The organism is Paenibacillus sp. UMB7766-LJ446, assembly GCF_030226665.1.
Taxonomy (GTDB): domain Bacteria; phylum Bacillota; class Bacilli; order Paenibacillales; family Paenibacillaceae; genus Paenibacillus; species Paenibacillus vandeheii.
In genome coordinates this window covers 14273-36869 of sequence record NZ_JASOYM010000002.1, presented here as the reverse complement: position 1 = coordinate 36869, position 22597 = coordinate 14273, and the positions used below count along the sequence as shown (strand labels likewise).

The following is a 22597-nucleotide window of genomic DNA, read 5'->3' as shown; positions in this document are numbered from 1 at the left end:
TTTTAAATTTCGCCTCCTCTTAGGATCATACAAAAAAGCCGCAGTACGAATATACTGCGGCTCATTTGTCCCAAACTATTTCACAGATTCAAGCGTTATGCGGCGATAAATACCCATATACTCTTCAGCTGAGACGTTCCAGCTATAGTCTCCGCTCATTGCATTTTTCACGATCTTTTTCCAGTGCTCGGGCTGTCGGTAAAACGCCTCGGCGCGGCGGATTGTATTCATCATGTCATGGGCGTTAAAGCTGGTGAAAGAGAACCCATTCCCCTCACCGCTGAATTCATTGTATGCCTGCACCGTATCGTTCAGACCCCCTGTTTCCCGGACAAGCGGTACGCTGCCATAACGGAGTGCTAGCAACTGGCTAATACCACATGGCTCGAACCTTGATGGCATCAGGAACAGATCACTGCCTGCATAGAATCGGCGGGATAACCCATCGTTGAATGTAATCTGGGCAGACATTTTCAGTGGATAACGATTAGCCGCTTCACGGAACCAGTGCTCATAAGCCGGATCTCCCGTGCCCAATACTGCGAATTGAATGTCATCATAATATAATAATTCATCCAATACACGACAGACCAAATCCAGTCCTTTGGAATCGACCAGCCTTGTAACCATCACCATAAGTGGGGCATCCGGACGTACAGGCAGACCTAACTCCTTCTGCAGTTCGATCTTGTTCTCGATTTTCTTGGACAAGCTCGTTCTGTATTTAACTGCAATTTTGTTATCCGCTGCCGGGTTGTAACTCTTGGTATCAATACCGTTGACAATCCCTGTGAAACGATCCCCCAGAGAACTGAGCAATCCATCCAGACCATAGCCATAATAGGAGGTTTGAACTTCCTTGGCGTAGGTAGGGCTGACGGTCGTTACATGGTCCGCGAAAACGACTCCAGCTTTCAGAAAATTGACGTTACCGTAATATTCTGCGCCATCTGCCGTGAAATAGCGATCGTCCAGCTCAAGCAGATCACTGAATAAATCATGTGGAAACACACCTTGATATAACAGGTTATGTATCGTAAATACGGTTCTCATCTCACTGTAAAACGGATCATGTGCGTAGTGAGCCTCCAGCAGTAAAGGAATCATTCCTGCGTGCCAATCGTGACTGTGCAGCACATCCGGCTTGAATTCGATTTGCGGCAACACGTCCAGTACAGCACGATTGAAGAAAGCGAAACGCTCGCCATCATCCATATATCCGTACACGCCATCCCGTCCAAAATAGTATTCATTGTCCACAAAATAAACAGGAATTCCGTCATGGACCAGCATCTCTATCCCACAATAAGGTCTGCGCCAGCCAAGCGGCACATCCGTTGTAATGACAGGCTCCATGGCTTCTTTGTATTCCTCTGGAATGCTCTTGTACTTGGGTAAAATGACACGAACATCTGCTCCACTCTTCTTTAGTGCCTGTGGCAACGCACCAATGACGTCAGCAAGACCTCCGGTTTTAATAAATGGATGTACTTCAGCAGCAGCAAATAGAATATTCATGCCTTCGTCCTCCTTTTGGGTTTAACTGCAGTGCTATCCTTTGTTTTACTGGTTTTAGTTGTACTGGCTTTTGATCTGACGGATTGAACTTCAAGGGGTGATGCATCCGTTTTCCGACGTGTGTTCTTTTTTAAAATAACTACGCTTAGCGGTGGCAAAACAACTTCCAGACTATGTGGTTGCCCATGAAAAGGAATCTTTTCTGTAGTAAGCTGCATATCATTGATAATGCCTGATCCGCCGTAATCGGAATGATCACTGTTCAGAACTTCGGTATACATACCGGGACGCATGACACCAATCCGGTAACGCTCCCGCTTGACCGGCTGAAAGTTAATGAGCACAAGGAGTGTATCCGCAGGTTTTTTTCCTTTGCGCACATATGAAATGACACTTTGGTTCTGATCATCCGGAGTGATCCATTCATAACCGTCAAAGGAATGATCAAGCTCCCACAAAGCTTTTTCGCCCAAGTATAGCTCAGACAGATCCCGTTCAAACTTGTGGAGTTTACGGTGACTGTCATAGTTCAGCAAAAACCAGTCCAGTTGATCTTCATCTTTCCATTCGATAAACTGGCCGAATTCTCCACCCATAAACAGCAGTTTTTTGCCTGGGAATGTCATAAAGTACCCCATAAAGGCACGCATGCCGGCAAATTTCTGCTCGTATGTTCCTGGCATCTTGTCTAGGAGTGACTTTTTGCCATGAACAACCTCGTCATGAGACAGAGGAAGCACGTAATTTTCAGCAAAGGAGTATACGACCGGGAATGTCAGCAAATGATGTTTGGAAGGACGCTCGTGAAAATCCGATTCCATGTAATCGAGCGTGTCATTCATCCAACCCATGTTCCATTTGTAGTTGAAACCCAGCCCGCCCTGATCCACTGGCGACGTAACCATCGGCCATGCACTGGATTCTTCTGCCATCATCAGTGCATATGGAAAGTACTTGAAGACTGTTTCATTCAACTGCTGCAAAAAAGCTACAGCTTCCTTGTTTTCCAGGCCACCTTCGTTGTTGGTTCGGTACTGTCCTGGCTGCTTTTCGAAATCCAATTTGAGCATACTAGTTACTGCATCGACCCGGAGTCCGTCGAAATGGTACATTTCCATCCAGTATAGCGCATTGGAAATTAAGAACGAACGTATCTCGGGTTTAGAGTAGTCAAAGCTGAGGGTGCCCCAGCCTGGTCTCTCTGCTAACAGCGGATCAGCATATTCATACAAAGGGGTTCCATCAAACAGACGCAAGCCATGAGCATCCTTGGCAAAATGTGCAGGGACCCAATCGAGCAATACGCCTATTCCCGCCTGATGTAGAGTATCCACCAGATACATCAGATCTTTAGGCTGCCCGTAACGGCTTGTTGGTGCATAAAAACCTGTGTTCTGATATCCCCACGAAAGGTCGTAAGGATGTTCACTCAGGGGCATCATCTCTACATGGGTATATTTCATCTCCAATAAATAAGGAACAAGCAAGTCCGCAATTTCACGATAACTGTAAAGAGAACCGTCTTCTTTCCTTTTCCAGGTTCCAGCATGCATTTCATAAATATGTAGAGGTTTGTTATACACGCCTCGTTGTTTGCGTCTCCATGCTCCATCATTCCATTTGTAACCTTCAATGGAACTGGTGACAGATGCCGTACGTGGGCGAACTTCTGCCTGAAAAGCATAAGGATCAGCTTTAAGCAATTCTGTACCATCTTCCGTTAATATACGGAATTTGTATAAAGTTCCTTCACCGATTTCCGGAATAAAACGACTCCAAAATCCAGAATCGGGTATCTTATATAAAGGTTCCTGTTCACCTTTCCATCCATTTCGGTCTAAAGCCAGGCCTACTTCTGTGGCATTCGGAGCCCACACAGTAAAACGGTACCCCTGACGATCATCTTCGAACGCAGGCTGTGCGCCCATTATTCGATAACTGTGATGAAGGTTTCCTTCATGAAATAAATAAATGTGCTCCGGCGAAATTTCCGGATTTGCTAACGGTTGAATGGCCAAGAGATCACCTTCTTCTCCAGAAAATAGATTTAACAGTAACCATTACCCCATTCTAGCCAAGTTGAAAAGAAAAATGCGGTGTGTAAAAAAATGTTGTAATTTTTCAGGATTTTTACAGTATACATCGTTTCAATAGCTCCGCATTGCGTTTATGTATGTACTACACTGGACAAATATCTTGGGAGGGAAACGATTATGTTTAATAAAGATTGCATCGCTATGCTGTTGGCGGGAGGAGAGGGGAAGAGATTAGCCCCTTTAACCTCAAGTATCGCAAAACCCGCTGTACCGTTTGGCGGGCACTACCGGATTATCGATTTTCCCCTCAGCAACTGCGTAAACTCAGGCATCGATACTGTAGGTGTTTTGACGCAGTACCAAGCTGATTCATTGCATGATCACATTGGTGGCGGAGAACCTTGGGGACATGGGACTTCAAGTGAGGCAGGAATTTCCTTACTTCCATCTTATCATACAGGAAATGACGAATACTTGGGAACCGCGGATGCTATTTATAAAAATATCGACTATATCGACCAACAAAACCCCGAAAATGTTCTAATTTTGTCGGGTGACCATATTTATCATATGAATTATCGTGAAATGCTGGAAGCACATACAGCTAACCAAGCGGTAGCGACCATCTCCGTTATGGAAGTTCCTTGGGAAGAAGCTCACCGCTTCGGCATTATGGCAGCTGATGAAAATCTGAGAGTAACGGAATTTGCAGAGAAACCGGCCGAACCAAAAAGCAATCTGGCGTCCATGGGAATTTACATGTTCAAATGGGAATATCTGAAGCGTCACCTGATCGAAGATGCCGCTAATCCGGAATCCAGCCATGACTTCGGTAAAGATGTAATTCCTCAAATGTTGAATGAAAACACTCCCCTCTTCGTATATAACTTCAATGGTTATTGGAAAGACGTGGGTACGGTGAAAAGTTTATGGGATGCGCACATGGATCTGCTTCACAATGAGGAAGGCTGGAGCCTGCAAAAAGAAGACTGGCCGATGTATACTCGTGACTGGAGAACCAAACCGAGTGCATTTAAAGCGCGTCATACACGTGCTGAGCTTCTGCAATCCATGATACATGAATCCTGCGCCATGGATGGCCGTGCTGAACGCTCTGTTATTTTCTGCGGAGCCGAAGTTGGTAAAGGTTCTGAGGTTAAAGACAGTGTGATCATGCCAAATGCACGGGTAGGTCGCGGTGTTCATATCGAACGCGCCATTATTGGTGAAGGTGCCATTATCAAAGACGGCGCCATTGTCAAAGGTACAGCAGATGAAATTATGGTTGTCGGACCTAATGAGATTGTTTCCGCCAAACCGGCTGTACGCACACAACCGGTACGTATGCTAAAAGATGTTTATGAAAAAAGCGGACGCCTGCGCACAGGTGAACTTTCTTCATAACATAAAGAAAAGGCGAGCCATAATGGCTCGCCTTTTTGGTGCGTTAGACACAACACTTTTCCGAATACAAATACGTATCCGTAACTTTACCAACTAGGATTATATTCCTTCCTTATCGGACTTTGTCTGCTGGTCCTGTGTCTCCTGTACTCCTTCAGAGTCACTGTCATGCTTAGGAGCTTCTCCTATACCAGCCTCTTCCTCAGGCAATGCTGGCAAAGAAACAGTAACTGTGGTTCCCGACCCAAGCTCACTCTGAATTGTGATTGTACCCTCATGCAGTTCCACAAGTTCCTGCGTAATGGCAAGACCCAGCCCAGTTCCCCCGTTCTGATGATTCACCTGGAAGAACCGGTCACGTACTTTGATGAGATGTTCTTCACTGATTCCGATACCGGTATCCTGAACAGCAGCTATGATCTGCCCCTTCTCTTCTTTAACAGAAAGGAAAATCCACGAATTTTCATGAGAAAATTTAATCGCGTTGTCAACAAGATTAAGAAAGACCTGCTTCAACCGGTTTCCGTCTCCAAAGACGTTAAACGCACGTGTCTCATCTGTGTCCAGCTTGAGATGTACTTGCTTTTGTTCCGCTTTGGCCCAGACGTTCAACATCGTTTCCTGAACAATTTCTCGAATGCTCACTGAGCCTTTTACAAGCTTCATCTGATTTTGCTGCAATTTGGAGAAATCGAGCATTTCTTCAACAAGACCGATCAGTCGCTCGGTTTCTTTGGAGATAATACTCATTCCAATTCTCGTCTCATCCGGATCGTATCCGCCTGAATCCAGGGTTTCACTCCAGCCTTTGATACTGGTCAGAGGTGTCCGCAATTCATGCGAAATAGATGAAATAAAATCATCTTTAATCTGGTTACTGCGTACAATCTCATGTGCCATAAAATTCAATGTAGACGCCAGTTCGCCAAGCTCGTGCTTGTAATTCCCTTTAACTCGGACATCCAGCCGTCCCCTGGCCATTTGAGCTGAAACGGCTGTAATGTTATTGAGGGGACGTACAATTGAATTCGCCATTCCGATACTGATAATTAAAACAATAACTAGTACAGCCACACCTACAGCAACCGCTAGCAGTCCCATAACCAGAAGCTTCGAATTAACCATATCCAGCGAGGTGAGGTACCTTACAATATAAGTATTTTCGCCACCCAAATCTAGCTTGTGGGATACCGCCATGACTTGCTCACCCGTAAGGGGTTGTCTACCCACCCAACGACCAATGCTTCCGTTCATGGCCTGTGATATATCGCTCGTTTGAAGAACGGCATGTTCGGACTCGAAAGCCGTTGAACTAGCCAAAACTCGACCATCCATATCAAGGATTTGCAGCTCGGTACTAACCAATTGTAAATTTGCGAGCAAATACGATAAATTATTAGCTTCATCCGTACGAGATAACGTTTCTTTAAAATCATTCGTGGATGTTATCTGCTGATTAATCGTATTATAAATACTCTCATAATAGTACCTCTGCACTGCAATCAAAAATACGAACTCTACCAACAGCAGAGCCAGAAATACTACAATGAAGTAATGTAGTACGATCTGCCGCGTAATGCCTTTTTTGATCATTGATCCCGGCCCTTCCATTTGTACCCATGTCCCCATACAGTTTGCAGGTATTCAGGTTCGGAAGGATTGTTTTCAATTTTCTGGCGCAAGCGGCGAATGTTTACGTCCACGATTTTCGGATCACCCATATACTCTTTGCCCCACACGTGATCCAGCAGTACATCTCGACTAAGCGGAGTGTTTTCTTTCTCTAGGAAGAATTGAATCAAGGAAAATTCGGTTGGTGTTAACTCAATTAATTCATTCTGCTTCTTGAATTGCTTGGAGATCAAATCCAGTGAAAATGGCCCCGATTGGAACGTTACCTTGGCAGCCGTCTCCCGGTGAACATTCACCCGACGCAACAAGGACTGGATGCGTGCAATCAACTCGGTTGGACTGAACGGCTTGCTTACGTGATCATCTGCTCCAACCGAGAGTGCATATACCTTGTCCTGCTCCTGCACTTTGGCTGTCAGGAAAATAATACCTAGACGTTCATTCGTTTCACGAATACGACGACACACTTCAAATCCGTCAATACCAGGAACCATAACATCCAGCAAAGCTAAGTCAATATCTGGAACGGTTTGCAGAATACGAAGCGCTTCGTGTCCGTCTCCCGCTTCGAGCACTTCGAACCCGTTTCTCTTCAAATTAATAACAATAAAACTGCGGATGGATTCTTCATCCTCAAGAATAAGTACTTTACTCATTAAGTTCTTCCTTTCTGTTCAGATGCGACATATTGTCCAGTAATCCACCATCATTATTCGCAGATTGTGCGCTACGATAAGCAATCACTCGATCATTTGATTTAGTAATTTCCTTCCAGCCTTTACCTTTTTCCTGTTCCCACTTCGTAAGTGTAAAATATTTAATTTCACCTACGGTTTCATCCGTATCAATCATTTTGAAACGAATATATTTTCCTTTTTCCGATTTGGTGTCTATTGTAACTTTTCCATACCAATCTGTTTTCAGGTTAAGGTGGAATGCATTCGCATCATCACGATACTGGAAGGATACGAAATCTTTGCCATCCTTACCGTTCCACTGATAAAAAGTATAGAACCACATTCGAGCATCAAATACGTAATGTTCCCAGCCTCTGGGTGTTTCCTTCAATCCAAATTCAATAATACCATCATTATTAAAATCACCGCTTAAAATTTTGTCATCTCTATAGGTTTGATCGGGGGAATTGAATGCATACACCAATTTGTTGTCTTTTACATACACAATCTGCGTAAAAGTACTTCGGTCATCCAATTCGGCATCCAAAACGATGCCCACTTTATCCTTGGCAATTTGACCTCCAAGTGCATTATAAAATTCTTTTACTGTATAGTCCGTCTGTATACGGTCCACTTCCTTAAAACTGCCCTCATCATATTGATATAAGGCAATGGAAGCAAATCCGCTGGTATTGAGCGAAACGATAGCAAAATCATTCTTTTTGTCCCCGTTCAGATCCAAAGGATTCCCTTGTAAATCATCAATAATTAACTGATTATACGGTACACCGCCCATCACCTGTTCAAGGGCTCCCCCTTTATAAGAATAGGCCATCAAAGCTTTCTGGGCTTCAAGGCTCACCCCTAGAACAATATCAGGATTTCCATCGTTCGTGATGTCCAGTAATTTAAAGGATTGCAGGGTATTTCCCGGAACATCAAAAGTGAGTTTTTTCACCCAGGTATCACCCTGCTCTTCGAGAAGCATGCCATGAATCCGAACATTTTCACTCGGAGTTTCGTAGAAAACAATGGCCTCTCGGGTCCCATCCCCATTCAAATCGGCCACCCGTATCATGCTTGTATTGTTCAAGTCTTTGGGCCTGATTAATTGGCTTTCAGGAGGTTGTTCTTTCTGTACAATTGTAAGTAGTCTCTCCTTGTCCATCGACATCATGGGTTGTTTCATCAGAAGCTTGGGATCACTCAGGACAGTACATCCGCTAAGGACTGAACCGAGCAGGATCGTTAATGCTCCCCCCGCTAACAGGCGCCCCCACCGTGAATTAAGCAAATTCATCACTCTTTTCAATAGTTTAAATCATATTTTTTTCTTGCTGTGTCAACCGACGTCCCCGTATATCAAAAGCAATCTTGCCTTCCGCTAGACCCCAGATGCGGGTTGCATGTTTCTCTGCCATTTCAATTGGCAATACTGCAATTACGGTAGCACGTTCCTCTTCGCACAATTTGCGCAGCGTTTCCAGCACCGTATCTGCTGTATGAGGATCAAGCCCAATGACAGGTTCATCCGCCAAAACAACTTTTGCACCATGTGCAAGCGCTCTAGCAATCGCAACACGCTGCTTCTCGCCACCACTGAGCTTCTCTGCCGTCTGGTGTGCTTTATCCAGCAACCCCAGTCCTTCCAGATAATCCATTGCGCCCATATAATCATCGGAACGAACCATACCTGTCACCATTCTCCATAAAGGGGTTTGACCAGACCGACCGATCAATACATTTTTCAAGGCTGTACGTCTCGGATACAATTGCGGATTCTGCTCCAAGTATGCCCATTCCCGTTTAATTTTCCGTTTTCCGGACCAACCTTCTTTTATAATCTCGGCTCCATCCACCGTAAATCGACCACTGTCCCATTTTTCCATCATAGCAAGGCATTTAAGCAGCATGCTTTTTCCGCTTCCGCTTGAGCCTACTACACCGATCATTTCTCCCTGTTGCATATCGAATCGTATATCCCGCAGAACCGGAACCCGATCCGCTCCAACGGATTTGCTTAACCCCTCAACTCTGATCATCGCGATGTCTCCTCTTGTCCATGTTTTTCCCTACTACTAGTGTACTCGGAAATGGACATCAATTTCCATGCGAACACCAGCTTCTATTTTACCACAGATTCAAGCATAGGTTTACGACGAAATAATACACCTGCTGCACCAAAAAGAAGATACATGAATCCAAGTAACATAAACATACTTCCGGGTGAAATCCAGTTGATCACTTGCCCACCCAGATTCGGTCCAATAATGCTTCCTATTGTAAAATGAAATGAGGCCACAACGTTCGCTGCGGGCAGCAGCGCTTTGGGCAAAATATCTGCGGCATAAGCCAGGCCAAGCGAGAAGAATGAACCTACGAGACCTCCTGCTATGGTCAATAGCACAAGCGTCCACCAGAAATGTGTGCCGGCCACCGGTACGAGCATAAAGATGATCCCACCAGTAATACCGGCAAACATCAACGTTTGCTTTCGACCATAACGGTCACTCAACATGCCTAGAGGTAATTGCAGGAACAGACCCCCGATTCCGACAAATGGCAGCAAAGAAGAAATCTGATTGGCATCCAAACCAATACGCAGTCCGTATACGGGGAAATTGCTGTTCATTCCGGCTTCCATGTACCCGTACAATAAAGCAGGCAACAGTGCATACCATGCCCAGGCCAGACTACGACGGAAACGGCGTTTAGGCAGTTGTCCATGCTCTGCCTTCTCCGGCTTCGTATCGGGAAGCTTCAATAATACAAGGACCAGCACTGCGGCCATACAAACAAACAATACCCAGAATGGAACAGCAGCACCAAACCCGAGCAGCTTGATTCCCAGTGGCCCGATACTGAATCCCAAACCATAGGACATGCCATATAAAGAGATGTATCGTCCTCGTTTTTCGGGTGCGGTCACCAGAAGTACCCACAACTGGGCAGAATAATGGAGTGCACTATCACCAATCCCGACCACGAGACGTAAAATGAACCAAATTTTGATATCCGGAAAATAAGGAAACAGGATTAGGGGAATCATGACAAATAACAGTCCGCCAATAATCAGCTTTTTGAAACCGATAGCTCCCAGCAGTCGTTCGGCCACCAAGGTCATCGCAAAGGACCCCACGTACAATGCGGCAGCATTCAATCCGTTTAAACCCGGTGAGACTCCTTTTTGCTCTAAAAATATGGATAGCACAGGCAATAAAAGCCCCTGGCTGATCCCCGCCACAACTATAACGGTTATCAGGATAAGATAGTTAGATGTTGAATGTGACAATTTTGGGGTGGTTATCAATGACACAAGAATCATTCCTCCTGCAAGCATACAAAGAAAAATCGCCATCTCTGACGACCTTTCGCATGTTATAACTATTCTGATGATCATGCATGGTTACGCCAGGGGTTTTCCCCTGGACTTGAACATTATAGTGGACAACGCCCTGCAAAACAAGCCATAATAGTACTTAAGTCGCTGCGTACATTTAGATGTGACGGGAGGATTCTGCATCATATGGCTTATCATGTTAAAATCGATGTTTCACCGATATATGAAATGCTCAATAGCTTTTTGGTATATGTAACGAAGAAGTGGATTCAACATCTGGATGTTGGCCCTGAATGGATCATTGAGGTGGAAGGCAAACTAAGTTCCAATGTTCGAGCTGCGCTCGCACCTGCTGCCACATGGCCTTTTGATGACTTTGACGTTTTGTTTGCATGGGCGGCCTATCGGAACGATTCCAATGAAAACATTGATTTTCTGGATATGCTTGCTGGACAGACAGCCGAAGAGCTGTTCGCACGTGTTTCTGCTCTGTTGCCCCATCTTACAATAGAAGAATCTACTCGTATTCGGGACAGCTATGTGCCACTTTTGCGACTCTGGGATCAGCATTACTGCCAGCATATGAGTGAGGATTATCGTATCTGGCTGGAGGAAGATGCTGAAGAGAAACGCATACTGCTGGATAAAATGGGACCTGAATTACTTATTGAATACGCTACTGCGGGTGTTCTGGTTGAACCGATGCCTGGACTGGATGAAGTAATCCTGTTTCCAACCGTTCACAACCGTCCCATTAATATGTACTGCTTCTATGAGGGCATGATGATTATGCAGTATCCTGTGGATGCACCTGAAGAGGATGAAGACCAACCACCAACCTGTTTGCTTCGTTTCACACATGCCCTGGCCGATCCGGAAAGACTTCGTCTGCTCCGTTACGTGTCAGGTGAACCAAAGTCGCTCGCTGAAATGTGTGAAGAGCTGGGCAAGGACGAGGATATGGTTAAAGATCAGGTTATGGCACTGCGCATCGCTGGACTGCTGCGAACCCATCTGCTCGGCAGTAATCGCAAAGAGAAGTACAGTATTCGACCAGATGGCGTATCGGAGTTGAACATGTTCCTGGAATCTTATATTCGCATATAAAATATGAACAACTGTGCTGCTGGCTGCAAGGAGTGAATTGGATATGAAAATAATAAAACAACATATTTTGTTTGATCTCGATGATACACTTGTGTACTGCAATAAATATTTCAATCTGGTGCTTGGTGAATTCTTCGAGAACATGCAGGAGTGGTTTGACGGACATGCCCTGACGGTTCAACAAATTAGGGAGAAACAGCTGGAGATCGATGTAACCGGGGTCAATAAACTGGGATTTGCAAGTCACCATTTCCCGCAATCCCTTATTGATACCTACCGTTACTTCTCCCAGATGTACGCAAAACCCACCTCTCCCCAAGAGGAATCTTACCTCACCAAATTAGGAATGAGTGTATATGACCAAGAGGTTGAGCCTTATCCTCATATGGTGGAAACGCTAGAGAATCTTAAATCAGCTGGACATGCCCTCTACCTGTACACGGGCGGAGAAACTGTCATTCAGCAGCGGAAGATTGATCAGATGAAGCTATCGGCTTATTTCGATGACCGAATCTACATTCGGCAACATAAGAACATTGAGGCACTTGAAGGTATTCTCTCTACTGGCCCGTTTGAGCGTCGTGCAACGTGGATGATTGGGAACTCACTGCGTACGGATATTATGCCAGCCGTGACGGCAGGCATCCATAGCATCTATATTAAACAGCCGAACGAGTGGCAATACAACATGGTCGAGCTTCAACCTAATCCGGAGACATCAATGTATACCATCACTGCTCTGGAAGAGGTACCGAAGGTCATCCATGAAAATATACAACAGCAGCAACAAAAAATGACCCTTGGATAAGGGTCATTTTTTTGTTTTATTTAAGATGATTGAACTTGGCACTAGTACATTAGGCTTCTCGTTCTTCTTTCAGATATTACATCCAAAAACTTATGCATCTTGCTTCTCCGCGGATAGTTTGCCTGTTACCTTATCTTGCAAAATAATACGCGCCTTCACCGTACTTCCGTCTTTTCGTTTAAATGCAAGTACCTGAGTACTGCCCTTTTCAATCAACGATTTCAACATCGTACTTGTGATTTTCTTGCCGACGTACTCTTTCCAAATGACAAACCCGCAGCCTTCCTTGAAACGTGTACAGCCATAACCTTTCTTGCCCTCAATAATCTGACCCGTGCAACCCGGTGATGGACAGGATGCCAGCGTTTCACGGACACCCGGTTGGCTAGAAGTCGAAGATCGTGTTTGTGCTGTCGAGTTCGCAACACTACCAGTCTTGGATGACGCTCTCGACGTTTGACGTGTAGTCTTCGCACCCACACTTGTGCCCGCACCGGTACCTGTTGTTTTGGCGGATGTTCTGGCGCTGGTTCTCTGGGCTCCAGCTCCCTTCCCTTTACCCCGCCCCCCACGCGTATCTTCCCCAAAAGCATCAGCTGGTGCCGGTGCCTGCACACGTACTTTATCAATGATGGACATGGTAAATTTCTTGACGTTCTCCATGAACTTGTCCTGGCCGGCTTCACCTTTGGAAATTTGATACAATCTTCTTTCCCACTGGCCCGTCATCTCAGGCGAAGTCAACAAATCCACGCCTGCCTTGCGGATCAATTCAATGGCTGTCCGGCCCTTCAGCGTCAGTTGCATCTTTTTACCCTGCATCGTAATGTAACCCACGTTTTTAAGTCTTTCAATCGTTGCGGCGCGAGTCGCTGGTGTACCCAGTCCACTGTCCTTCATTGCATCACGCAGCTCTTCATTCTCGATCTGCTTCCCTGCACTCTCCATCGCTTTCAGCAATGTTCCCTCCGTATAACTCTTGGGAGGCTGTGTCGCCTTCTCCTTGAATTCACTTTTGGAACACTGAACAGGCAATTCAGGTTGAACGGCAAATGCCTTGTCCGTCCATTCTTCTGCTTCCTCTTCTTCGTTGCTGTTTTTCTTCGTCTTTTTCTTGCCTGTCTGCTCCTGATCCACAGATCCCAGTACCACTTTCCAACCCAGCGAGAGCAGCTCTTTCACAGATGTCTTGAACTGGTGCTTCTCCACTTCGGTGAGCACGGTATGCTGCTTGTACTCTGCTGGTGGATAAAAATGGGATAAGAAACGTCTTACGATCAGATCATAAATATTTTGTTCATCCTTGGATAACGTACCTGGTCGTTTCAAAGTAGGTAATATCGCATGGTGATCTTCAACTCTGGACGGGTTACATACACCCTTGTTATTTTTATGAACGAGTTCAGGTTTTGCTCCTAGCGCCAATTCACTGTAAGATCCATTTTTAAGCAAATTCAGCGTTTTGTGCATACCTTCAATATTCTGTTCTGTAACATAGTTGGAATTGGTCCGCGGATAAGAGATCACCTTATGTTTCTCATAAAGCGCCTGCGCAATATCCAGCGTTTTCTTCGCCCCATAACCATACTTGGCATTAGCTTCACGCTGTAAAAGGGTCAGATCATATAATCGGAATGGATACTCCTTGGTTTGTTTTGCTTCGTACTTGGTAATCTGTCCCGTCTTCCCCTTCACACTGGCAGCAATCGACTCAGCAACGGCAGGGTCGGTCAGCTTGTCCCCTTGACGTAATCCCCTGTACTCCACTCCTTCTTGACGAAACCATGCGGGCACTTCATAAAAGGTCTGGGACTGGAACGCTTCAATCTCAATTTCCCGATCATAGATCAAAGCCAGCACAGGAGTCTGCACCCGGCCTACAGAAAGCAAGGCATTGTGTCGAGTCGTAAAAGCCCGAGAAGCATTCATGCCAATCAGCCAATCCGCTTCACTACGAGCCCGGGCAGCATGAGTCAAATTCTCAAATTCCGAGGCATCTTTCAAGCCATCAAAACCACGTTTAATACTCTCTGCGGTCAGATCCGATATCCACAGACGTTTTACAGGCTGACGCAGTTTCAACTGCTGCTGAATTAAGGCAAAAATGTACTGTCCCTCTCGCCCTGCATCACAAGCATTAACGATGGCCGATGCCCTTTTTGCAAGTTCTCCGATAATTTTCAGTTGATCTTTCGTTCTGGGGTTGGGCACAATCTTGAACTGATCCGGAATGATCGGCAAATCGCCGATATTCCAGCGCTTGTACTTTGAATCATAGGCATCCGGTTCAGCAAGTCCCAATAGATGACCAATCGCCCAGGTGATAATGTAATGCTCACCTTCCAAATAATTGCGATTGTTCTTGGCTCTTGGTTCTATGACGGCGGCAATGGTTCGGCCCATGTCGGGCTTTTCCGCTATAACCAGTGTCTTCATCCGTCCATCTCTCCTCCTTCACCGTCCGCATGACGGCAAAAAGGGGCCTTCCGCCCACGGAAGCCCCTTGCTTCTGAAACTTATTATATCAGATTTTGGTTGCGGGAGCATCCTCCCCGCTGCATTTACCCAGCTGCCTGTTCATTCAAAGCTTGCTTCGCTCTGCACTCCTTGCACACACCCTGAAAATCAAGCCGGTGGTCTGTAACGGCAAAGCCGTACTGACGCTCGATTTGTTGTTCCAGACGAAGCAAGCCATCCTCCATAATCTCTTCCACAGTGCCGCACTCCGTGCAAATCAAATGATGATGGTGATGTGAGCCATCCGTACTTCTCAGATCGAAGCGCGCAGCACCATCCCCAAAGTTAATCTTTTCTACGACCTGAAGGTCACTAAGCAGTTCAAGCGTACGATATACCGTAGCCAAGCCAATCTCGGGGAATTGTTCCTTGACTAGCAGAAATACTTCCTCTGCGCTAAAATGATCCTTTTCATGTTCAAGCAATACACGTACCGTAACTTCTCGTTGCTGTGTCAGCTTATAACCTTTTGCGACCAACTGTTTCTTAATGTCATCAATCTGTTCTGAAATGGATTTGCCCCGGTTACTTGTCATAAGGTTGCACCTCCAGATATTATCATTTCACAATTCGTGTCGTTTTTAAGTGTCATGGCGTTTCTTATTTATAATCATTATAATCTAATAATAAATCTTTAGGAGCTAAAAAGCAATGCTATACCGCACACTTGCCTAAATAAATGTCGATGTTCTTTATCTGAATATCATAAAATAACAAAAAAGCCCCCGCAAACTGCGAGGACTTTCACTTTATCAATTTTATAATTTATTCATATATTGCAAATCCATACTGATCTGTGTCTTATCGACTCGTTATACGAGAACTGTAGCACCCATCAAGTATTTGTCCACTTCACGGGCAGCTTCACGGCCTTCATTAATTGCCCATACAACCAGACTTTGACCACGACGCATGTCACCTGCTGCAAATACTTTATCCACATTGGTATTGTATTTGCCGTAACGTGCCTTAACGTTGGTACGACGGTCTGTTGCAAGTCCAAGTTGCTCCACAAGAGTCTGTTCCGGTCCGTCAAAGCCAATAGCAATCATTGCCATTTGAGCTGGGAACACGCGCTCTGTACCCGGAATCGGCTGATAGATCTTACGCCCTGTCTCATCTACAATACGCTCGATTTGAACGGTATGAAGTTCTTTGAGATTACCCTCGTCATCACCCACAAATTTGGTCGTCATAATGGAGAACTCACGCGGATCGTCACCGAACAGTGCTTTCGCTTCTTCCTGTGCATAATCAAGAGTATATACGTTCGGGAATTGCGGCCAAGGATTGTTAATGCGATCACGTTCCATAGGAGCTTGAGTATGTGTACCAAATTGGGTAATGCTCCGACAACCGTGGCGAAGCGATGTTGCTACACAGTCGGAACCTGTATCCCCGCCACCGATTACGATAACATCCTTGTCCTGTGCTGACAGGTAGTTACCATCCTCCAGATTGGAGTCCAGGTAACTTTTGATGCTGCCATTCAGGAAATCCATGGCGTAGTGCACACCTTTCAGATCACTGCCTTCAATGTTGAACTCACGTGGTTTGGTTGCACCGCCGCACAAGACAACCGCATCATAATCATCTACCAGCTGCTGCGCAGCAATATCTTTGCCGATCTCCGTGTTGGTTACAAATTGAATGCCTTCTGCTTCCAGCAAATCAACACGACGCTGAACGACGTTTTTATCCAATTTCATCGTAGGAATACCGTACATCAGCAAACCGCCTACACGATCGGAGCGCTCGTATACCGTTACTGAATGACCTGCTTTATTCAACTGAGCTGCCGTAGCCAGTCCCGCAGGACCTGAACCTACAACTGCTACACGTTTACCCGTACGTTTCTCTGGAGGTTGGGGAACAACCCAGCCTTCTTCAAAACCCTTTTCAATTATCGCTTCTTCAATCGTTTTGATGGTTACAGGTTCACCGATAAGACCTACTGTACATGATCCTTCACAAGGAGCAGGACAGACACGACCTGTAAACTCAGGGAAATTATTCGTTTTATGCAGACGATCAAGCGCTTCTCTCCACAAACCGCGATACACCAGATTATTCCACTCTGGAATCAGGTTATGCACAGGACAGCCCGACGTTCCGCCAGTCATATCTATACCAGTATGGCAATAAGGGGTACCACAATCCATGCATCGTGCACCTTGTGTTCTGAGCTCTTCTTCAGCCATATGTTTATGAAACTCTTCCCAATCCTTGACCCGCTCCGCTGGTTGGCGGTCCGCAGGCAACTGCCGTTTGTATTCCATAAATCCAGTAGGTGTAGACATCTTACGTTTTCCCCCATCCGTTCTTGTCTTAATCCCTTCATCTGCATGGTTCTATATGAAATGGATTACTCATGTTTGAGTTTTTTTGTATATTGTATCACAAAAGCTTCTCGAAGATATTTCAATTATAGTAGCACTTTGCTTGCTGAATATTAAATGGATTATCCGCATAATTATTTGTATTTTATACATCATATCGCCCAAGTCTACCCATGGTCAATACCCTTAAATTGGTTATTTATCAGGTATGGATACACAAAATCAAGTCTTTAATTAATGGAAAAACCGACAAAATGTCATTTGAATGTGAGGTAATTTGCCATTTAATACAACAAATTTTGCTGCTTTGCGAGATCAATTCCGAATATCATTCCATTTTAGGGCTTTACAACGGTGAAACCCTATAACTTTTATACTTTTTTACCACTTCGTGATGATTGTTATGTATTAAATTTATATTGATCGTTATTTTAACGTCATATTTGTGTTATTTATATGTTATTCTACATATATTTTATTTTATTTTCAAAAAAAAGACGCTGTTCACGAATATTTCGTAAATCAGCGCCCTTATATTTCGTTTACAGCATATGTTTGGGCTCTTCTACTTCATCTTATGTCCCTATTACCGTTTTCGTTCATAGAACTCAAACGTATACGCATAAACATTTTTTTCGTCTTGCTCGCCTTCAATCTGTTCCTTTAGCTCCCATTCCGACCAATCCACTTCCGGGAAAAAGGTATCCCCTTCAAAATCCTCATGGATTTTGGTCACCACCAGCCGATCTGCAAGCGGCAAAAACTCACGATAAACCTGGGAACCGCCAATAACGCAAAGCTCATCACCTTTTGTCACTTCCAGCCCCTCTTCGATCGTATGCACCACTTCAGCCTGATCCGCTTTATAGTTCAAATCTCTGGTTACGACAATATTTCGACGTTGTGGAAGTGGCTTGGCCCCAAAGGACTCCCACGTATTACGTCCCATAATAATCGTTTTGTTCAGCGTACGCTGCTTGAAAAAGGCCATATCTTTAGGCAAACGCCATGGAATGGAATTATTCAATCCAATGACGCCGTTCTCGCCCATTGCCCATACCAGTTCTATGCTCAAAGATTACACACTCCTTCATTCTGTTTATAGGTTGTTCAAAAAGTCCACTTTTGATTACGAATGATGCCTAGCGGCATTATCAGCATCGATTATGAAATTCAGCCGAAATGTCCGTTGCTCACGTAGTTTTCCCTACGCTCCGCTACTTCATTTCTAGCTTCATTCCATCTTCTCGGCACTGAAAACCAGACTATTGAGCATGTACTTATACTGCAATCGGGGCTTTAATACCCGGATGGTGCTGATAGTTCTCAAACTCAAAATCTTCAAACGTATAATCAAAAATGGAATCCGGCTTACGCTTGATGACCAGCTTAGGCAATGCGTATGGTTCACGATCCAACTGGGTTTTCACTTGTTCCACATGGTTTGAATAAATGTGTACATCCCCACCGGACCAGATGAACTCTCCCACTTCAAGATCACACTGCTGGGCAATCATATGTGTCAGCAATGCATAGCTGGCAATGTTAAATGGCAACCCCAGGAACGTATCCACGGAACGCATTGTAAGCATACATGATAGTTTACCCTCAGCCACGTAAAACTGAAACGCGAAATGGCAAGGGGGCAGTTTCATGTTGTTAATCTCCGCCACATTCCAGGCGCTAACGAGGTGACGTCGTGAATCCGGATTGTTTTTAATTGAATCAATTACAGCTGAAATCTGATCAATCTTCTCTCCATTGGGTGCTTCCCAAGTGCGCCATTGAGATCCGTATACCGGACCCAAATCACCATTTTCGTCAGCCCAATCATCCCAGATCTTCACGCCATTTTCCTTTAGATAGGATATATTCGTATCCCCGCTCAAAAACCATAACAACTCATGAATGACTGATTTCAGATGGATTCGCTTGGTTGTTACAAGCGGGAACCCTTCGGATAGGTCATATCGAAGCTGTCTGCCAAAAACGGATTGGGTTCCCGTTCCGGTGCGGTCTCCCTTATGCACGCCGTTATCCAGGATATCCTGTAATAAATCAAGATAGTTCTTCAAATTATAATCCCCTCGCACTTCTTATTTCACAGCAATAAAAACAAACGAGAACATTCACAGTGGTTGTGGTTGCTCCAATTTGCCTTATTGAAACAGCACAGAGCTAAGGTCGATGCTGTCATATTCGTTGTTACAGTGTACCACATTGAGATTAAGATTGCATGATGCTTCATCGATAAAAAGCTATACGTAAAACCCGTAATTTTGAGTCTTAACAGACTCACTTGAGGTATTTATACAAAAAAGGGATAGACAACGCTGTAACACGTTATCTATCCCTTCTTGATTTACGTATAATGCCGGACGAATCCGAAGCTTAGACGATATTAGCGGGAAATGATGTGGATCGGGTGACCCATAACCAGTTCCGCAGCTTCCATCACGATTTCTCCCAAAGTAGGGTGAGCGTGAATAGTCAGCGCCAAATCTTCCAGAGTAGCACCCATTTCGATTGCAAGGCCAAGCTCAGCAATCAGGTTGGAAGCTTCCAGACCTACGATTTGGCAACCCAATACGAGGCCGCTTTCTTCGTCAGCTACGATTTTCACGAAGCCTTCAGCGTGGTTCAAAGATACAGCACGGCCATTACCCGCATAAGGGAATTTGCCAGCTTTTACTTTGTAGCCTTTTTCTTTAGCTTCTTTCTCAGTGTAACCTACGCTGGAGCACTCAGGATCTGTGAAGACAACTGCCGGCATACATTTGTAGTCAACTACAGATGGTTGTCCTGCGATCGCTTCAGCAGCCACTTTACCTTCATAAGAAGCTTTGTGGGCAAGTGCCAGACCGGATACGATATCACCGATTGCGAAGATGTGAGGAATGCTGGTACGGCCTTGGTGATCAACTTTAACGAATCCACGCTCGTCAACGTCTACGCCAATCAGGTCCAGACCAAGCTCCCCGTCCGTATTTGGACGACGTCCAACAGTAACGAGCAGGTAATCTGCAGTTACTTCTTTGGATTCACCATTTACGGAATATTTAACAGTTACATCTTTATCCGTTTGCTCAGCACTTTCAGCTTTTGCACCCGTTACGATTTCGATGCCTGTTTTCTTCATGTTTTTAGCAACAAGGCTAGTCATGTCTTTATCGAAACCTGGCAGTACTGTATCCAAACCTTCGATGATGGTTACTTTTGCACCGAATTTGGAATACATTTGACCAAGCTCAGCACCGATATAACCGCCACCGATAACGATCATGCTTTTTGGAACTTCAGGCAAGTTCAGAGCTTCTGTTGAAGACAGAATGCGTCCGCCAAACGGGAAAGGTTTCAGTTCGATTGGACGGGAACCTGTTGCAATAATTGCATTTTTAAATTTGTAACGTGGTGACTCGTGATCGTTAAATACACGAGCTTCGTTTTCGTTGATGAACATGCACTCACCGTTGAAAACTTCAACTTTGTTGCCTTTGAGCAAACCAGCTACGCCGCCAGTCATTTTCTTAACAACACCGTTTTTGAATTCTTGAGTTTTGCTGAAGTCCACTTTCACGTTCTCAGCAGAAATACCAAATGCTTCACCGTGAAGTGCAGACTCATATTGATGCGCAGCCGAGATCAGAGCTTTGGATGGAATACATCCGCGGTTCAAACAAACGCCGCCCAGTTCGGATTTGTCTACAATCAATACGCTTTGGCCCAGTTGAGCGGCACGGATGGCAGCTACATAGCCACCAGGACCCGCACCAATTACTAATGTGTCGATATTGAGAGAAGCGTCGCCTACTACCATATCTTACACCTCCATAACAAGCAGCTCAGGGTTAGCGAGCAACTGTTTAATGTAATTCATAAAGTTTTGTGCTGTTGCGCCATCGATAATACGGTGGTCGAAGCTCAGGGAAAGTGCCATTACAGGTGCTGCAACAACTTCGCCATTTTTGATAACGGCTTTTTCGCTGATGCGTCCAGTTCCGAGAATTGCAACTTCAGGGAAGTTGATGATCGGAGTGAAGAACATACCGCCAGCAGAACCAATGTTACTGATGGAGATTGTGCTTCCTCTCATTTCGTTCGCGCTCAGTTTGCCATCGCGGCCACGAGCTGCCAGATCACGAATGGAATCAGCGATCATCCAGATGGATTTACGATCAGCGTCTTTGATAACAGGAACGATCAAGCCGTTGTCTGTATCTGTAGCGATACCGATGTTGTAGTATTTTTTGTAAACAATTTCGTTAGCTTCTTCATCGATCATTGCGTTCAAAGCAGGGAATTGGCGGGAAGCCGCAACCAATGCTTTAACGATAAATGGCAGATAAGTAACTTTTGTTCCTTTTTTCTCAGCAATTGGTTTCATGCGAGTACGGAAAGCAACCAGTTCAGTTACGTCCACTTCGTCCATGATTGTAACGTGAGGTGCTGTGTACGCCGATTTAACCATTGCGTTAGAGATCGCTTTACGGATACCTTTGAATGGTAAGCGCTCTTCTTCAAGGCGTTGATCAGCTGCAGCCGCTGCTGGTGCTGCGGATTTTTTCTCTTCTTGAGCCGGAGCTGCGGAAGATGCCGCTGCGGAAGAACCGCCACCATTTTTGAAGGATTCAACATCTTCTTTGGTAACTTTACCGTTGTTGCCAGTACCGTTAACCTGAGCGATGTCTACGCCTTGTTCGCGGGCAAATTTGCGCACGCTTGGTGTTGCCAGAACGTCTTTAGCAGGTACTGCCGGAACGCTGTTGTTGCCGCCTTCTTTAGCTGCATCGGAGCTGGAAGCTGCTGCAGAAGAACCGCTTGTGTCAGCTCCGCCTTGAGCTGCATCTTTTTCTTGCTCGCCTTGATCGCCAGCAGGAGCATCGTCTTGCTCAGGAAGCTCGCCTTCAGCGTCAATGATTGCAACAACTTCGCCTACGTGGCAAACTTGACCATCTTTTGCGAATACTTCTGTTACTGTGCCGTTAACTGGACAAGGTACTTCAACGACCGCTTTGTCATTCTGTACTTCCATGATGATGTCGTCGTCAGTTACTTTGTCACCGACTTTGATGTGCATCTTGATGATTTCGCCTTCGTGAAGGCCTTCGCCCAGTTCAGGGAATTTGTATTCAAATTTAGCCAACTGAAAAACCTCCTTGATTATGTCTCAATCCTGAAAACAACCCTTAACTCCAAGAAACAACCGTTACTGCTAGTGC

Annotated in this window: 17 protein-coding genes; 3 read left to right on the top strand and 14 right to left on the bottom strand. The window is 45.2% G+C overall.

Annotation, left to right across the window (positions count from 1 at the left end):
• Nucleotides 1–75: 75 nt before the first annotated feature.
• Together glgA and glgB are read right to left on the bottom strand one after the other, a co-directional pair.
• On the bottom strand, nt 76–1518 hold the full coding sequence (gene glgA / locus QP794_RS05155; protein ID WP_024634008.1) for a glycogen synthase GlgA: 1443 nt from the start codon (nt 1516–1518) through the stop codon (nt 76–78).
• The gene (gene glgB / locus QP794_RS05150; RefSeq protein ID WP_285075245.1) at nt 1515–3536 is read right to left on the bottom strand and encodes a 1,4-alpha-glucan branching protein GlgB; all 2022 of its coding nucleotides are present in this window, start codon (nt 3534–3536) and stop codon (nt 1515–1517) included. Before glgB ends, glgA begins: the two co-directional genes overlap by 4 nt.
• A gap of 195 nt (nt 3537–3731) precedes the next feature.
• Here glgB and QP794_RS05145 point away from each other — a divergent pair, with 195 nt between their 5' ends.
• On the top strand, nt 3732–4958 hold the full coding sequence (locus QP794_RS05145) for a glucose-1-phosphate adenylyltransferase (RefSeq protein ID WP_285075244.1): 1227 nt from the start codon (nt 3732–3734) through the stop codon (nt 4956–4958).
• Between the two features lie 99 nt (nt 4959–5057).
• On the opposite strand, the gene QP794_RS05140 is transcribed toward QP794_RS05145, so the two are convergent.
• From QP794_RS05140 to QP794_RS05120, 5 genes are all read right to left on the bottom strand, one after another.
• Nucleotides 5058–6551, bottom strand: a complete 1494-nt coding sequence (locus QP794_RS05140; protein ID WP_285075243.1) for a sensor histidine kinase — start codon at nt 6549–6551, stop codon at nt 5058–5060.
• The gene (locus QP794_RS05135; protein ID WP_024634004.1) at nt 6548–7246 is read right to left on the bottom strand and encodes a response regulator transcription factor; all 699 of its coding nucleotides are present in this window, start codon (nt 7244–7246) and stop codon (nt 6548–6550) included. Before QP794_RS05135 ends, QP794_RS05140 begins: the two co-directional genes overlap by 4 nt.
• Nucleotides 7239–8567 carry a hypothetical protein gene (locus QP794_RS05130; RefSeq protein WP_285075242.1) on the bottom strand — a complete coding sequence of 443 codons (1329 nt, stop codon included), beginning with the start codon at nt 8565–8567 and terminating at the stop codon, nt 7239–7241. Before QP794_RS05130 ends, QP794_RS05135 begins: the two co-directional genes overlap by 8 nt.
• Nucleotides 8568–8583: 16 nt before the next feature.
• A complete protein-coding gene (locus QP794_RS05125; protein ID WP_024634002.1) occupies nt 8584–9309 on the bottom strand; it encodes a phosphonate ABC transporter ATP-binding protein in 726 nt (241 codons plus the stop codon).
• An 83-nt stretch (nt 9310–9392) separates the two neighbouring features.
• Nucleotides 9393–10592, bottom strand: a complete 1200-nt coding sequence (locus QP794_RS05120) for an MFS transporter (RefSeq protein WP_285075241.1) — start codon at nt 10590–10592, stop codon at nt 9393–9395.
• A gap of 201 nt (nt 10593–10793) precedes the next feature.
• On the opposite strand from QP794_RS05120, the gene QP794_RS05115 reads away from it, so the two are divergent.
• A complete protein-coding gene (locus QP794_RS05115) occupies nt 10794–11714 on the top strand; it encodes an ArsR/SmtB family transcription factor (RefSeq protein ID WP_285075240.1) in 921 nt (306 codons plus the stop codon).
• A 43-nt stretch (nt 11715–11757) separates the two neighbouring features.
• Complete coding sequence (locus QP794_RS05110) at nt 11758–12522, top strand: HAD family hydrolase (RefSeq protein ID WP_285075239.1); 765 nt, start codon at nt 11758–11760, stop codon at nt 12520–12522.
• Between the two features lie 90 nt (nt 12523–12612).
• Here QP794_RS05110 and QP794_RS05105 read toward each other — a convergent pair whose 3' ends face one another.
• The 7 genes from QP794_RS05105 to QP794_RS05075 all read right to left on the bottom strand — a co-directional run bounded on the left by QP794_RS05105 (nt 12613) and on the right by QP794_RS05075 (nt 22521).
• Nucleotides 12613–14958: a type IA DNA topoisomerase gene (locus QP794_RS05105; protein ID WP_285075238.1), complete on the bottom strand. Its 2346-nt coding sequence runs from the start codon at nt 14956–14958 to the stop codon at nt 12613–12615.
• A gap of 125 nt (nt 14959–15083) precedes the next feature.
• On the bottom strand, nt 15084–15551 hold the full coding sequence (gene fur, locus QP794_RS05100; RefSeq protein ID WP_024633997.1) for a ferric iron uptake transcriptional regulator: 468 nt from the start codon (nt 15549–15551) through the stop codon (nt 15084–15086).
• Between the two features lie 300 nt (nt 15552–15851).
• Nucleotides 15852–17339 carry a glutamate synthase subunit beta gene (locus tag QP794_RS05095; protein ID WP_024633996.1) on the bottom strand — a complete coding sequence of 496 codons (1488 nt, stop codon included), beginning with the start codon at nt 17337–17339 and terminating at the stop codon, nt 15852–15854.
• Between the two features lie 625 nt (nt 17340–17964).
• Nucleotides 17965–18453, bottom strand: a complete 489-nt coding sequence (locus QP794_RS05090) for a dihydrofolate reductase (protein ID WP_079349222.1) — start codon at nt 18451–18453, stop codon at nt 17965–17967.
• 205 nt (nt 18454–18658) lie between these two features.
• Nucleotides 18659–19453, bottom strand: a complete 795-nt coding sequence (gene thyA / locus QP794_RS05085; RefSeq protein ID WP_285075237.1) for a thymidylate synthase — start codon at nt 19451–19453, stop codon at nt 18659–18661.
• 326 nt (nt 19454–19779) lie between these two features.
• The gene (gene lpdA, locus QP794_RS05080) at nt 19780–21195 is read right to left on the bottom strand and encodes a dihydrolipoyl dehydrogenase (protein WP_024630356.1); all 1416 of its coding nucleotides are present in this window, start codon (nt 21193–21195) and stop codon (nt 19780–19782) included.
• 3 nt (nt 21196–21198) lie between these two features.
• Entirely contained in the window at nt 21199–22521 is a 1323-nt protein-coding gene (locus tag QP794_RS05075; protein ID WP_285075236.1) for a dihydrolipoamide acetyltransferase family protein, read from the bottom strand.
• Between the last annotated feature and the right edge of the window lie 76 nt (nt 22522–22597).

Excerpts from the sequence above, each read along its gene's own strand:
- glgA (WP_024634008.1), bottom strand. The coding sequence starts at position 1,518 with ATGAATATTCTATTTGCTGCTGCTGAAGTACATCCATTTATTAAAACC.
- QP794_RS05145 (WP_285075244.1), top strand. The coding sequence starts at position 3,732 with ATGTTTAATAAAGATTGCATCGCTATGCTGTTGGCGGGAGGAGAGGGG.
- QP794_RS05140 (WP_285075243.1), bottom strand. The coding sequence starts at position 6,551 with ATGATCAAAAAAGGCATTACGCGGCAGATCGTACTACATTACTTCATT.
- QP794_RS05135 (WP_024634004.1), bottom strand. The coding sequence starts at position 7,246 with ATGAGTAAAGTACTTATTCTTGAGGATGAAGAATCCATCCGCAGTTTT.
- QP794_RS05130 (WP_285075242.1), bottom strand. The coding sequence starts at position 8,567 with ATGAATTTGCTTAATTCACGGTGGGGGCGCCTGTTAGCGGGGGGAGCA.
- QP794_RS05125 (WP_024634002.1), bottom strand. The coding sequence starts at position 9,309 with ATGATCAGAGTTGAGGGGTTAAGCAAATCCGTTGGAGCGGATCGGGTT.
- QP794_RS05120 (WP_285075241.1), bottom strand. The coding sequence starts at position 10,592 with ATGATTCTTGTGTCATTGATAACCACCCCAAAATTGTCACATTCAACA.
- QP794_RS05115 (WP_285075240.1), top strand. The coding sequence starts at position 10,794 with ATGGCTTATCATGTTAAAATCGATGTTTCACCGATATATGAAATGCTC.
- QP794_RS05110 (WP_285075239.1), top strand. The coding sequence starts at position 11,758 with ATGAAAATAATAAAACAACATATTTTGTTTGATCTCGATGATACACTT.
- QP794_RS05105 (WP_285075238.1), bottom strand. The coding sequence starts at position 14,958 with ATGAAGACACTGGTTATAGCGGAAAAGCCCGACATGGGCCGAACCATT.
- QP794_RS05095 (WP_024633996.1), bottom strand. The coding sequence starts at position 17,339 with ATGTCTACACCTACTGGATTTATGGAATACAAACGGCAGTTGCCTGCG.
- lpdA (WP_024630356.1), bottom strand. The coding sequence starts at position 21,195 with ATGGTAGTAGGCGACGCTTCTCTCAATATCGACACATTAGTAATTGGT.